At 45.7% G+C, this 14,510-nt stretch carries 8 protein-coding genes and 1 pseudogene; 6 read left to right on the forward strand and 3 right to left on the reverse strand.

What is annotated here, in order from left to right; all coding sequences use genetic code 11:
* Positions 1–125: 125 nt before the first annotated feature.
* Positions 126–995, reverse strand: coding sequence for an AraC family transcriptional regulator (locus MHH86_RS06865; RefSeq protein ID WP_141118462.1), 870 nt, complete (start codon positions 993–995; stop codon positions 126–128).
* Positions 996–1,148: 153 nt separating this feature from the next.
* Between MHH86_RS06865 and MHH86_RS06870 the strand changes: the two genes are divergently transcribed.
* From MHH86_RS06870 to sigK (MHH86_RS06890), 5 genes are all read left to right on the forward strand, one after another.
* A complete protein-coding gene (locus MHH86_RS06870) occupies positions 1,149–2,291 on the forward strand; it encodes a DUF2264 domain-containing protein (RefSeq protein WP_340889177.1) in 1,143 nt (380 codons plus the stop codon).
* 73 nt (positions 2,292–2,364) lie between these two features.
* Positions 2,365–4,176, forward strand: a complete 1,812-nt coding sequence (locus tag MHH86_RS06875; RefSeq protein WP_342479666.1) for a heparinase II/III family protein — start codon at positions 2,365–2,367, stop codon at positions 4,174–4,176.
* A 72-nt stretch (positions 4,177–4,248) separates the two neighbouring features.
* Complete coding sequence (locus MHH86_RS06880) at positions 4,249–5,385, forward strand: glycoside hydrolase family 88 protein (RefSeq protein WP_340395176.1); 1,137 nt, start codon at positions 4,249–4,251, stop codon at positions 5,383–5,385.
* Between the two features lie 19 nt (positions 5,386–5,404).
* Entirely contained in the window at positions 5,405–7,255 is a 1,851-nt protein-coding gene (locus MHH86_RS06885) for a DUF2264 domain-containing protein (protein WP_342479779.1), read from the forward strand.
* A 206-nt stretch (positions 7,256–7,461) separates the two neighbouring features.
* Positions 7,462–8,163, forward strand: coding sequence for an RNA polymerase sporulation sigma factor SigK (gene sigK, locus MHH86_RS06890; protein WP_036675850.1), 702 nt, complete (start codon positions 7,462–7,464; stop codon positions 8,161–8,163).
* Between the two features lie 219 nt (positions 8,164–8,382).
* Here the strand turns inward: sigK (MHH86_RS06890) and MHH86_RS06895 are convergent, their stop codons facing one another.
* A complete protein-coding gene (locus tag MHH86_RS06895; RefSeq protein WP_081384383.1) occupies positions 8,383–11,541 on the reverse strand; it encodes an amidase family protein in 3,159 nt (1,052 codons plus the stop codon).
* A gap of 905 nt (positions 11,542–12,446) precedes the next feature.
* Here MHH86_RS06895 and sigK (MHH86_RS06900) point away from each other — a divergent pair.
* A pseudogene (gene sigK / locus MHH86_RS06900) lies at positions 12,447–12,956 on the forward strand (RNA polymerase sporulation sigma factor SigK); the annotation flags it as partial.
* Positions 12,957–13,348: 392 nt separating this feature from the next.
* Here the strand turns inward: sigK (MHH86_RS06900) and MHH86_RS06905 are convergent.
* On the reverse strand, positions 13,349–14,314 hold the full coding sequence (locus MHH86_RS06905; RefSeq protein ID WP_036675848.1) for a nitronate monooxygenase: 966 nt from the start codon (positions 14,312–14,314) through the stop codon (positions 13,349–13,351).
* Between the last annotated feature and the right edge of the window lie 196 nt (positions 14,315–14,510).

The following is a 14,510-nucleotide window of genomic DNA, read 5'->3' on the forward strand; positions in this document are numbered from 1 at the left end:
CGGGCTGCCAGGTTCTTTATAGATTTGGAGAGGCAGGGAGTGCTCAGGAAAACAGCGGCCGGAAGTCCAACTATTCACCGCAGTTGCGAGTGCATCTTTTTTTGAAAAATCCTTGAATTTGAGTTTTATAGCTCAGCTCTTTTACCATATTTTCCGGGTGGAATGCCCGTGATGTTCTTGAAGGTACGGATGAAATTGGCATAATCGTTAAAGCCGGACAGATAGCAGGTATCGGATACGGAGTTCCCGGCGGACAAGAGCTGCTTGGATAACGCTATTTTTTTGAGCAAGACGTAACGGTAGATGGTTCCGCCTGTCTGCTGTTTGAACAGATGGCTGAGATAATATTTATCGACGTTCAGTTCTCCAGCGATTTGCTCCAGTGACAGATTTAGATGCAAGTGGTTGTCGATATAGCTCATGGCTGATTGAATATGTGAGGAAATAATGCTGGGCACGGTGGATCGGGTACGGCTGTACAGCTCATTGATGAGGACGAGGATTTGAACCAGGTAGGTCAGAGCCAGAACTTCGCTCCCGTACTGCTGATTCTCTAATGTCTCAATCAGGCGGGAAGCAAGGGTTGTATACTCTGCAATCAGCGGTTCATCCATTTGCGCGAGATTATGTTCTCCGGGCTGGCGGTTCTGGAAACAAGCGAGCAGATTTGTAGATGCGGTACAGAAGGGATAGACAAGTGGAGCTTTGAAATGGATTGTCAACCGTTCATAAGGCTCTGGAGATAAATTGATGATTTTATGAATCTCGTGATTGTTGAACAACAGAACATTGCCCCGCTGCAGGGGATAGCTGAACTGATCTACAAAACCGTTCACCTTGCCGCCCAAGAACAGGAAAATTTCATAGTGATCATGGATGTGAAAATCCCTGGTAGGTGAGATGGGCGAGTTTCCGATACCTGCCAGAATATCTCCATCGAACGGCTCATAATACTGGGCATGCTTCATTGGAATTGCCCCTTTCAGATTGATCACAATATACGCAATAAAACATCATTATTCGCAAAGACATTGCAATAATACAACACTAAACTATAGTAGAAGATTACGCAATATAACAAGATTCAGGCGGTAGGCAAGAGAAATAGCTGTAGCTGATTAGACGCAATTGGAAGGGTGGAATTGTGCATGAATGGGAAGGAACAGCGTAAATACTGGCTGGATACAATGCTGCTGATCGGGGGGCCTGTGCTGAATGCTTTGGCTGAGCGGAAATTAAAGGAACAGCTGCCTACAGAGTTTCATAGGGATCGGAGCCAGTTTGCCCATTTGGAGGCTTTTGCGAGATTGGCTTGCGGAATGGCCCCTTGGCTTGAACTAGAGGGACTTGAGGGTGCGGAAGAACAGCTTAGAGCACGTTATGCAGGGCTAATGCTGGAAGCCATTGATGCCGCTGTTGATCCGAATTCACCTGATTATATGGAATTCAAGACCGAAGGCCAACCGCTGGTTGATGCGGCATTCCTGGCACACGCGCTGGTTCGTGCGCCAAAGCAGCTTGCCGGCAAGCTGAGTGCGCGGGTCAAAGGGAACTCAATAACAGCGTTGAAGCAGACACGCCGGACAGCGCCAAGCGGAAGCAACTGGCTGCTGTTCAGTGCAATGGTGGAAGCCGCTTTGTATATACTCGGCGATCCTGAATATGACCGGATGCGCGTTGGTTATGCGGTCCATATGTTCATGGATTGGTATAAGGGCGACGGAGTTTACGGGGATGGCAAGGACTTTCACTGGGATTATTACAACAGCTTTGTTATTCAGCCGATGCTGGTGGATGTAGTAGCACTTTTTAAACAGGAGTCGGAGCAATATTCCGCATTGAAACCGCTGATTCAGCAACGGGCACAGCGATACGCTACTGTTCTCGAACGGAGCATTGCACCGGATGGAACCTATCCCTTTATCGGGCGTTCGATCGTTTACCGTTTTGGGGCGTTTCAACTGCTGTCGCAGGCGGCGCTGCAGCATTTTCTCGAGGAAGCATTGCCTCCTGCACAGGTACGCTGCGCTTTGACAGCTGTGATTACGCGAATTATGGAATATCCGGGTACGCTGGATGAGTCCGGATGGCTACGTCCGGGGGTATACGGTTATCAGCCGGAGCTTGCGGAGAGCTATATCAATACAGGCAGTCTTTATTTATGCGCCTCCGTATTTCTCCCGCTGGGGCTGCTCCCTTCTGATCCTTTCTGGTCAGGGGAAGAGATGAAATGGACTTCATTAAAAATTGCAGCCGGTGAGGATGTTATGAGAGATCATGCCTTGGAATAAAAAGTATTCAGCCATATTAGTGAAGAATAAGATGCTTCGCGGATCTGACTGATCTATAAGGAGGAAAAAAGGCATGAATAAACAGATGCTTTTGGAAATAGTGCATAAAATGAAGCCAGTCGATCTGAGCTTGTATTATCCAAAGGGGGATGCGGCTGCTTTTTGGAAACGGGCGTTATCATCGGGAGTACTACAGGCAGATATCAGCGAGATCCGCGCGGAGGCGGTAAGGCTGGACGGGCAGTCTATACCTGAACTGTCGTATACGTTATTTTCCATTTATTCGCGTACGGGTTCGAGGCTGGAATATGAACGGGTCTATTTTGAACGGAGAAGAAGGCTGAATACTTATGTATTTCTGGCTTTGCTGGAGCCGGAACATCCGGAAGTACTGGAGAAGCTGGAGGACATCCTCTGGGCTATATGCGATGAGTACACCTGGTGTCTTCCGGCCCACCTCCCAGCGGATCATAATGCAGCTGATATCAACCGGTATATTGATCTGTTTTCTTCCGAGACCGGATTTACTTTAAGTGAAGTTTTACTTTTGCTCGGGGAACGACTTTCGCAGCTTCTGAGATCCCGAATCCACCATGAAGTAGAGCGGAGACTGTTTCGTCCATTTCTTGAAAATGGTCCTTATGATTGGGAGACAGCGCGGCATAATTGGGCAGCGGTCTGTGCGGGATCAATCGGGGCTGCTGCCTTGCTGTCTGTGGAGGACCCAGCCATGCTTGCGGATATTCTGCTGAGGACAGAGCGCGCCATGTTGTATTACCTGGAAGGGTTCGGTGAGGACGGTGCCTGTCTGGAAGGCCTTGGGTACTGGAATTATGGGTTTGGTTATTTCACTTATTATAGCGATCTCCTCTGTTCCAGAAGCGCAGGCAGACTGGACTGGTTCAACCAAGAGAAGGTAGCGCAAATCGCGCGCTTCCAACAAAAATGTTTCATTGACGGAAGTCATGTAGCCAATTTCTCTGATTCAGTGCCTCAGGTGCTAGTACATATGGGATTGTCCCATTATCTGGTGGAAGTCTGTACGGATGTCGAACGCCCCCCATCCGCTTTGCGTGCTCCTTACACTGAAGATCATTGCAGCCGCTTTGCACCGGCTTTCCGCAATCTGATCTGGACCAGGGCTGGCAAGGAGGACGAAGCTTGGCGAGCCGCCAGCTATTTTCTCCCTGATGCCGCTTGGCTTGTCTCGCGTCATGTGTCGGAGGCGGGTTCATTCGGGTTCGCCACTAAGGGCGGGCACAATGCTGAACCGCATAACCATAATGATCTGGGACATTTCATTCTGAGCGGCCGGGGAGAAATCTATGCATCCGATCTTGGGAGCGGAGAGTATACTGCTGATTATTTTGGGGCTGGCCGTTACCAGTATGACTGCAATGGATCGCAGGGTCATTCGCTGCCGATCATTGATGGCCAGTATCAGCTGGCCGGTCGGGAGTTCAGCTCCACAGTGCTGCATGCATCGGCGGCGGAGGAGAATGATGAGCTGACACTGGATCTGACACAGGCTTATCAGGTAATAGGACTACAGTCCTTAATCCGTTCGTTCGTCTGGCATAAAGAGGAACGTCCTCGGCTGGAGCTGACAGATACTTACCGGTATGCGGGAATTCCGGCGAGCTGGACGGAGCGGTTTGTCACCTGGCGTGAGCCTGAGCTCCTTCACCCGGGCACCTTGCTGCTGCCGGGGACTATGACTCGCGGCGTTGAAGTAACTTACGATTCACTGAAAGTTGAGCCGGAGATTACTGTGCATGTGTACCGGGATCATTTTGGCATGGAGAAGCTCTGGTATAGTATGGACTTCCATGTGCTTCAGCTTGGCGCGGTGGGCAACCTGGTATTCACTTTTCAATTTCTATAAAAGATGCGCCTGGGCTTATAAAAAGTCCTCTATCAGAGGGTAGAGGCTAATTCGAATAAAGGCGGGATTTAGATGAGTAGATTAGTAAAGCAAGCTTGGGTAGACGAGGCTTGGGGCAAAGCCTTGGAGAAGACTAGAACGAACAGTCGGAGAATCGGTGCAGAATTCCCCCATGCCAGTCAAGGCGGCAAATACGTGCTTGAAGCACCAAACTGGTGGACAGCCGGCTTTTGGCCGGGAATGCTCTGGCAGCTCTATGCTGAGAGTGGTGATGAGGATTTGAAAGCGGTTGCTGAGCAGTGTGAGGAACGTCTTGACGAGGTGCTGGATGGTTATGTGAAGCTGGACCATGATCTAGGCTTTATGTGGCTGTTGACCAGTGTTGCGAACTATAAGCTCACGGGCAGAGAAGCATCACGAGTCCGGGCGTTGAAGGCAGCCAACTATCTGGCGGCCCGCTTCAATCTGAAAGGACGCTACATCCGGGCCTGGAATCCATGGAGTGAAGGCGAGGATAACAGCGGGGTAGCCATTATCGATTGCTGCATGAATACCAGCCTGCTTTTTTGGGCTTCCGAAGTAACAGGGGATCCACGTTATCGGCATATCGCTGAGGCGCATATGGATACGGTGCTGGAGCATTTCATCCGGCCGGATGGTTCGGTTTATCACATCGTCAAATTCAACCCGGAATCGGGCGAAGTGGTTGAAAAGCTTGGCGGGCAAGGTTATGCGCCCGAGTCGGCTTGGTCGCGCGGGGCAGCCTGGGCGCTCTACGGACTGTCATTGGCCTATCATCATACGGGCAAGCAGAGTTATCTTAATGCAGCCAAGCAGGTCGCGCATTTCTTCTTGACCCGTCTGCCCGAAGATCACGTTCCACATTGGGATTTCCGTGCTCCCGGTGAAGTTGGCGAGATTCGTGATAGCTCTGCTGGTTCCTGTGCAGCGAGTGGCTTGCTGTTGTTAGCTAGCCAGGTTGACGACTCGGAGGCTCATGTGTATCGGAACGGGGCTATAAGAATTACAGAATCCCTTTATAGGAATTATGGAACTTGGGACAATGCAGAAGAAGAAGGATTGCTGCTTCATGGTACGAGTAACTATCCTGAGAATCGGAATATAGATGTTCCGCTTATCTATGGCGATTTCTTCTATATAGAAGCGCTAGCCCGGCTAAAAGATGCCGGACCGTTCTACTGGGAATAGGGGGGATATGATGCAGACCATGAAGGCTTCTACTACTATAGCTATGAATCCGCTGAAGACCCGGGAGGATCTGGTCTCTGCTCTTGAACAGCTTACAGATCCGCTTCGGCCGCTCTACAGCAGAGGCGGCGCACGGCTGGCAATCGGCGGAACAGGAGCGAGCTATCCAGCAGCAACTGCAGAAATGGAAGGTTTCTCCCGGGTATTGTGGGGCTTAGTGCCCCTGCTCATGGGAGGCGGAGAAAACGGGCTTTGGGATACTGTGCTGGATGGCATACGCCACGGCACGGATCCTGCCCATGAAGAATACTGGGGTGAAGTTCAAGATTATGACCAGCGTCTGGTAGAGATGGCGGTCTTCGGTTTCGCCTTAGCCGCCATTCCTGAACAGATCTGGTCACCACTTACCCAGAAGGAACAGGAGCAATTGTACAGCTGGCTGAATCAGATTAATTCCCATCCTTGCTATGACTGCAACTGGCTGTTCTTCAACGTGCTGGTTAATGTCGGATTCCGCAGAGTCGGCCGTCCCTACGACGCGGAGCAGCTGGAGAACAATCTGAAGCGAATGGATGATTTTTATCTGGGTGATGGCTGGTACAGTGATGGAATTAACGGGCATAGCGATTATTATGTTCCTTTTGCCATCCATTACTATGCGCTACTGTACGCGAAGCTGATGGAACAGGAGGACCCGGAACGTTCACAGGTGTTCAAAGAACGGGCCCGGCTTTTTGCCACCGAATTCTTGGGCTGGTTCGCTCCGGACGGATCTGCCCTTCCTTATGGAAGGAGCTTAAGCTACCGTTTTGCCCAGTCTGCTTTCTGGGGTGCCCTCGTCTATGCAGGCGTTGAAGTATTCCCTGTAGGTGTGGTCAAAGGATTAGTACTGCGCAATTTGCGCTGGTGGTTCAGCCAGCCGATCTTTGATGCCGGAGGCGTTCTGACGATTGGTTATACCTACCCCAACTTGGTCATGGCGGAGAATTATAATGCTCCCGGTTCCCCCTACTGGGCGTTAAAGACATTCCTGCCATTGGCTCTCAGCGCGGAGCATCCATTCTGGAAGGAAGAAGAACTGCCGCTGCCGGATATTCCTGCAGTTATAGTCCAGAAGCCTGCGCATCTTGTCATTGTCCGCGAACCTGCTTCCGGCCATGTGGCTGCCTTCAACAGCGGTCATCTATATACGAATGAACATACCCACACGTCTGCCAAGTATGAGAAATTTGTATACTCAACAGGCTTCGGATTCAGTGTGCCCCGCTCCGAATGGGGATTGTCTCAAGGGGCATTTGATTCCATGCTCGCTCTGAGTGAGAGCGGGGACAACTTGTATCGGGTCAGACGGCGGAATATGGAGACAACAATTGTGGACAATGTGCTGCACTCCGTCTGGAAGCCATGGACTAATGTGGAGGTTCGGACCTGGATCGTTGCTGGGCTGCCCTGGCATATTCGGATACACCGGATCGAGACCGGACGACCGTTGGACGCCGCAGAGGGCGGCTTCGCGCTTGGTCAGGAAGCGGGGGTGGAACAGCAGATCGGTCTTACAACCGCGGCAGTATCTACAGCATGGGGAATAAGCGGAGTCAAGGGGTTGATCGGCTACGAAAAGGCTGAGCTAATTTGGCCTAATGCCAACACAAACCTGCTTCATCCCCGGACTGTTTTGCCTACACTGACGACTTTCCTTGAGTCTGGAATCCACTGGCTGGCTTCGGCTGTATACGGTGATCCGTCCGGAGATTCTTGCGGCGGTATTATAGAACAATCACCTGAGTCTATTTTGAAGGTTACTTTTGATAAGGACATCATAAAGGTTTTTACGTCTAGTGAAGCGGAAGTTATTATCAAAAGAGAGTGAGAATTACCGCTAACAACATCGTGTTAAAAGACAAGTGAATGAGTAGAGTATGACTGATTTCTCGTATAAAAAATAAATTTCTGTGGTTGTACAATTTCCCCCGTACAGGCACTTCTAGGCGCACGCCCACATACAATAAGGATGACCATGAACCCGTAAGGCAAACAGATCGGTTTCATTGTACAAGTGCGGGAGGTGTCGCCAAGTTGCCTGGATTCTTAAGCACGATTGCGTTGCTGATCAAAGAACTGACGCTGCTGGTATCATACGTAAGGAATAATGCATTTCCACAACCGCTCTCGGAGCAGGAGGAAAGCCGATACTTAGGGATGATGGCTGAGGGAGATGCCAAGGCCCGCAATTTGTTGATTGAGCATAATTTGCGGCTCGTTGCCCATATAGTGAAAAAATTCGATAATACCGGAGAAGATATGGAGGATCTGATCTCCATCGGCACGATCGGCTTGATTAAAGCTATCGAGAGCTACCGCCCGAACAAAGGCACAAAGCTGGCCACTTTTGCTGCCCGTTGTATCGAAAACGAGATCCTAATGCACCTGCGTTCGCTCAAGAAAACACGTAAAGACGTATCTCTGCACGATCCAATTGGGACAGACAAGGAAGGTAATGAAATTACTCTCATCGATATCCTTGGCTCCGAAGCTGATGATGTTATTAAAGAAGTCGATCTTAAGATTGAGAAGAGTAAGATATATCGTAACCTAGATATTCTGGATGACCGGGAGAAAGAAGTTGTGGTGGGTAGGTTTGGACTGGATACAGGTGGAGAAGAGAGGACACAGAGGGAGATTGCTAAGGAGTTGGGGATCTCGCGGAGTTATGTTTCGAGGATAGAGAAGAGGGCGCTCATGAAGCTATATCATGAGTTTTATAAGGCGAAGCGGTAAGACTGATGACAATTACACAGTAATAATCTATTAATAATAAAACTTAAAAAACGACTTGTCTACGGATGAGTCGTTTTTTGTGTGGATAGGGTTCGCCCTACTTATGATACGGTTCATCGCACCATCTGTAACGGCAAGTTATAAGGCCATCCCTTTCGGGATGGCCCTTCCTGTAAACATGGTTACTCAAGTACTCTGTCATTTATAATTGAACTTATTTTAATTATTAGTTTCTAGTAATCTGGATACAATAGTTGCAAACTCAGCTCTAGTAATATCTTTTTCAGGCTTAAATGTACTGTCTGCGTACCCTGTAATAATATTATTGGATGCGAGTGCGTCGATGGAATCATAATACCATGCATTTCTTGTAACATCTTTGAATGATGTGTTTCCAGTACCAGTTAGCTTAAAGGCTCGAGTGATTAGTGCCGCTAATTCACTACGGCTAATCTTCTCATCTGGACGGAAGCTTCCGTCGCTATATCCGTTCATCAAGCCTGATCCGGCTGCTGCACCGATAAACTTATTCGCCCAATGAGTTGAAGCTACATCTGTAAAGTTACTTTCATGTCCTTCAAGTCCCATGTGCGTTGCAATTACCTTGATGGCTTCGGCACGAGTCAAACCTGAATTTGGGCGGAATGTTCCATCGGAATACCCCGTCAATAATCCCTTAGCAATTAGTGCGTCAATGCTTGTTTTTGCCCAATGATTCATTGTATCTACAAAACTAACAACTTTCGGCTTATCTGCTGGTGTTATTGTTTCTGCAGGTGCCGGTGTTTCTATAGGCGTTGTTATTGCTGGAGGTGTCACTGTACCTCCTCCAGTATTTGGATGGGTTGGTCCATTATCTGTGTTTGGATCAGGATTAGTAGAGTTTGAAACGTATTGAAGTGCTGGAGCAAATGTTGTAAGTAGTCTAGCTTGACTTTGTTGCTCAAGAGCGTAGCTCATGCCTAAAACTTTTGCATCGTCCCATGCTCTACCAACCAGTTGCATAGAGATAGAATATCCGCTGTCATTCGTTCCTACAGGAACAACTACCGTAGGTAGACCCATAGTAGAGGTTAATACGCCTGTGTTACGGTCTGAACTTAATTGAGAAGCTGCTGCGTCATTGTTATATACGTCGCTAATAAAACCTGCATAAACAACAGCATCAACACCATTCGCGTCCATCCAGCCTTTGATAACTTCCTTATAGTCAGTTCTATACTTAATGTAATCTTGTACAGCCTGTTCAGTCATGCGAGTTGGGGTACTATATCCTCTTTGGTTATAGATAAGCACCTTATCTGAAGCTAGTACACTTGCTCCATCAATATAAGGGAAGTCCTTATGCAACTCAATATAACGTGCCCAACCTTCAGTAGATCCATTAATACCTGAAGGACGACTAGGGCCTGATGGTACAGCTGACATTTCAACCATAGTCGCACCCGCTGCTTGAAGCTCTGAGAACTTATCCATCACTGCCTGTCCAGTATCATCATCAGCATATGCAGATACAAAGGATGCAGGAATGTATCCAATTTTCTTTCCTTTCAATGCATTAGCATCCAGAGATTCCTTCCAATCCACTGGACGCTTATGATCTGCATCAGCAGTGACTGTGAAAATATCCTGTGGGTCCGTACCCGTTGTAGCATTCAATATAATGGCTAGGTCAGTTACTGTTTTGGCAATGGGACCTGCATAATCTTGTCCCCAAGTGAGTGGCAGTACACCTGTAGTACTTGCCATACCGTCTGTACCCCGGAAGCTTTTTAAGCTAGCGCCTGTAGTTGGTGCATATAGAGATACCCCTGTTTGCGATCCCATTGCTGCTGCTGCAAAATCAGCTGCAACAGATACTGCAGACCCGCCGCTTGAGCCAAAAGATGTTTTCGATGGATAGAGTGCATTCCATGTTTGCTGCCAGCCGCTTTCACTAAAGCTTCCGCTGTTAGCAAACTCAGAAGTGTTTACTTTACCAATAATTACAGCTCCAGCTTCCCGCAGTTTTTTCACTTGGAATGCATCAGAATCAGGCTGCCAGCCTTCAAGAGCTTTACTGCCACCGGTAGTAGGCATATCCTTTGTATCATAAATATCTTTTATCGCAATTGGAATACCCAATAAATCACCTTTTACACCTTGTGCACGGGCATCGTCAGCAGCTTTTGCTTGGTTAAGCGCAGTTTCAGATACATGCAGGAATGCATGGAATCCCAATTGTCCCTCATCGTATACCTTGATTCTATCTAAATAGGCTTGAGTAATTTGTACAGAAGTAGTTTTGCCATTAATCATATCCTGCTGCATTTCTGCAATTGATTTATTCTTAACATCATACGGCGATGAAGTTACTAATTCTTTAGGTGCAGGAGCAGTTGGAATAACCAGATGATCTCCAGTATCAAGTCCCTCTATAGCAGATATATCCCAGTTGCTAATTGACCGAATTTGTGCGTTTGTTAATCCTGTTACATCCAGCAGACTATTAAGTCCATCTAGCATAGCAACCAGATTTTTCAACCCTTCTTCACCAGCTTCTCCAACTTGCACATAATTTACTAGGGATTTCGATTCGCCCGGCCCAATATTTAGTGAATTAATGAACCCATAGAAATTCGCTTCATTTCCATGCTCAGCTAAGGGTATTGTGAATGGATCCTGTTGCTGATTACCTAGACCGGTTAATCCATTATCAAACGGCTTTGGAGATCCCACTGCAACGCCTAGCGGCTTATTGTTTTTGGCGCTACTATCTACAACAATCCATGAATCATCTGTAGTTACCTTTAGATCGCCTGAATAGGTTGCCTTAACTACTGAAGCATTTGTTGTTGTACCATATCCTAAAGAGCCACCGAATGATACATCAACTTTTATTGCCACATCATTTTTATTAGTGAAAGTATCAAAGAATCTCGTTCGATTATGAATAGTATCCACATACACCTCACGTGTTACAGTTACATTTCCTAGATTTACAGATTGAGCCGAAGTAAACTTATTAACGCCGTCATATTTCAAGTCAAACCCACGCATCATTTGACCATTCATCAGTGGAGCTGAAGGCGAGGACACTTTAACAAAGATATTGCCGAAACCTTGTACTTGTGTAGCACCAACTGTACGTAAACTTCCTGTGTCTAAGCTAGGAGCAAAAACATCGTGAATCTCCCATACTGTACCACTTTCTGAAGTAACTCTAGTTAAAGCGTCAGCTGTTTGGAACGGAATTACACTCGTAGCAATAACAGATAACACAATTGAAGTAGCTATAAATTGCTTTTTACTCCAATTTTTTTTTGCTGGTGAATATTCAGATCGGGTGGAACCAGAATGCTCTCTTTTAGTTTCACGTAGACGTTTGAACTTATTCATGTGCGTAATCTCCTTTTCCTGTATGTATTTTATTATTTAATGTTAGGAAATATAACACTAGTATTTGTTTCAGTCAATGAATATTATGAATTTAATATATTTTAAGTTTGTAAAAAGAAAAAAACGGCTCTTTTAATTATTTAATGTAATGTATATGTAAACTATTGTGTTAAATATATTACATTTTATGATAGTTTTTGGAGAATCCATAGGATATTGAGTATCATCATCCGGCTGCATCACCAAAAACCTTGAATTTTACTTAACTTTATGTGAATTTGACGAAATGAAAAAGAAAGGAACAGCTAAAAATTAACGGAGAATATTATGTTTTTCATTTCATGAAAGTGGAAGATTCTATATCGGAGTATGGCATAAAGCAGAATCACTGATGATTCCAGATGCATAGCCGCAAGATCACTAATGGGCATCCTGAAAAGAGTGAAGTTTCTGCTGGGAAAGAAGCCATAAGAATAGCCAGATAGTGTATCTGGAATAAGTGGGATTTCATTGTGGAAACCATTTTAGCGGGTGGTAACGTTATAAGGCAGATGAGGATGCAAAGGAACAAGGCTTTGAAATTATTGTGTTTTATGTGGGACTAGCAGATGTTCGGCTAAATATTGAATGTATCGCTCTACGTGTGAAAAACGGTGGCTATCATATTGAAGCCGAGGATATTGTTAGACGCAATTTAACAAGTATGAATAATCTGATATCTCACTCAGAGTTGATTGTTCAAGTAAAGTGTTATTTAAATGGATTACCAGGATGTACACAAGAAATCAATCGGAAACTACAAATTAAATATAATATGCAAAAGGAAACCAATTCGAATCAGAATCGATCGTAATTGGTTTATTTTTTGACATCACATCGCGTCCATAACCTCAAGAAATTCGCATAACACTGGGGAGGACATGGAGGATCTGATCTCCATTAGCACCATCGGCCTGATTAAAGCTTTTGAGAGCTATCGTCCAAACAAAGGAAGCAAACTAGCCACATTTGCAGCACGTTGTATTGAAAACGAAATCCTTATGCACCTGCGTTCGCTCAAGAAAACACGTAAAGACGTATCCCTGCATGATCCAATTGGGACGGACAAAGAAGGGAATGAAATTACACTTATCGATATCCTTGGCTCCGAAGCTGATGATGTCATTAAAGAAGTCGATCTGAAGATCGAAAAGAGTAAGATATATCGTAACCTTGATATTCTGGATGACCGGGAAAAAGAAGTTGTGGTTGGGCGGTTTGGATTGGATACAGGTGGAGAAGAGCGGACACAGCGGGAGATTGCCAAAGAGCTGGGGATCTCGCGGAGTTATGTTTCGAGGATAGAGAAGAGGGCGCTCATGAAGCTTTATCATGAGTTTTATAGGCTAAGCGGTAAACTCATAATCACAAGGTAGTATCCGTTAACCGGCATACATAGAAAGCTTCAAGGACCATATTAGAATTTTTTAGAGAAGATATAGTTCAGCGAATTTTTGTATTAAACCAACTCATAAAAATACATGAGAAAGGGAGAGGGCAAATTGTTAAGTGGTGCTCTGAAGAGTACATATATCCAGTCATCTTTTGCGATTATCCTGGGTATTGGGCATATTGCATTTTGGCTGTGAAGATATTTAGCTGTTGTTGCAATTAAAAAGAAAGGTACGGAAATCTTTAGTTAAATACAACACAAAAGCTTATTAAATATAACTAAATTTGAGTATCAAGCGAAATGAAAAACCACTTATGCTCGGAAATCCCAAGCTTGCTTAAGTGGTTAATCGTGCTTTTGAATCTTATAACAACCTTAAGTTGTCGGGTTCAATGCCCCTTGATACTCATCCATTAAATTGTCGATAATCTGCTGTACGGACAAAATCTCTTTAATCTCATGAACTCTGGACCCAGCAAAAACCAATCCGTTCTTAACATCTCCTCTAAGGGAAGTGAGCAGGGATTCCATTGTACAGAAGCGATGTGAACAAACCTTTAGACAATTATAGCATTTGACTATCTTTAATTTGGCATCATCACTGATCCGGTCCGTAAATTCATTCCGAATCGCTCTACCTTCTAGACCCACAGTAGACTTGATTAGGACAGTATCTCCTTGCTGAGCATCTACATACTTTTGCTTGAAGGCTAAGGGAGCATCACACTCAAGGCTAGCCACAAAACGGGTACCCATTTGAACACCAGATGCGCCGATCCGAAGGGCTTTTGCGATATCATCCCCTGTTAGAATTCCACCCGCAGCAATAACAGGAATCGAAACGGCCTCTAAGACTTCAGGAAGGATATCAAACATGGATCTGTCTGTACCTAAATGCCCTCCAGCTTCGAACCCTTCCACAACGACTGCGGAGGCACCAAGTCTTTCGGAAATTCGGGCTAATTTGGCGGATGAAACAATAGTTACGACAGGAGTACCATATTCTTTACCCCAAGCATAAATATCTCTAGAAATTCCGGCTCCGGAAATAATAAAGTCAACCTTTTCCTCCAAAGCAATCTTCATTTTTTCGGCAAAGTCCTTCACTGCGAATAGTACATTCACACCGATGTAGCCATTCCCTTTAGAGAGTTCTCTTGTTTTGCGAATATGCATTCTCAGCTCATCAGGAGTGATCCCTGTACCAGAGATGGTGCCGATCCCGCCTGCATTGGCTACAGCAGCGGCTAGTCCACTTAAGGATATGCCTACACCCATTCCACCTTGAATAACAGGAACTCTCGATTTAATATGTCCGAATTGGATTGTTGGAAGTTTCAATTACACACCTCTTTTGCAAGTTGTTGACATTATTAATACTCCTCTAGAGTAATAAGATATATCGTAACACAGCTAATTCTTTCCCGGATGTGACTGTAAACATGCTCAAACTATGTTAAATATCATGTCTTTCAACTGTTTTCTTTAAGTTGTTGATATCAAGTGAAAATTTAAGAAAACGAAGTGACTATTAAAA

The organism is Paenibacillus sp. FSL F4-0097, from assembly GCF_038593125.1.
GTDB classification, from domain to species: domain Bacteria; phylum Bacillota; class Bacilli; order Paenibacillales; family Paenibacillaceae; genus Paenibacillus_AQ; species Paenibacillus_AQ odorifer.

Excerpts from the sequence above, each read along its gene's own strand:
- MHH86_RS06870 (WP_340889177.1), top strand. The coding sequence starts at position 1,149 with ATGAATGGGAAGGAACAGCGTAAATACTGGCTGGATACAATGCTGCTG.
- MHH86_RS06875 (WP_342479666.1), top strand. The coding sequence starts at position 2,365 with ATGAATAAACAGATGCTTTTGGAAATAGTGCATAAAATGAAGCCAGTC.
- MHH86_RS06880 (WP_340395176.1), top strand. The coding sequence starts at position 4,249 with ATGAGTAGATTAGTAAAGCAAGCTTGGGTAGACGAGGCTTGGGGCAAA.
- MHH86_RS06885 (WP_342479779.1), top strand. The coding sequence starts at position 5,405 with ATGAAGGCTTCTACTACTATAGCTATGAATCCGCTGAAGACCCGGGAG.
- MHH86_RS06895 (WP_081384383.1), bottom strand. The coding sequence starts at position 11,541 with ATGAATAAGTTCAAACGTCTACGTGAAACTAAAAGAGAGCATTCTGGT.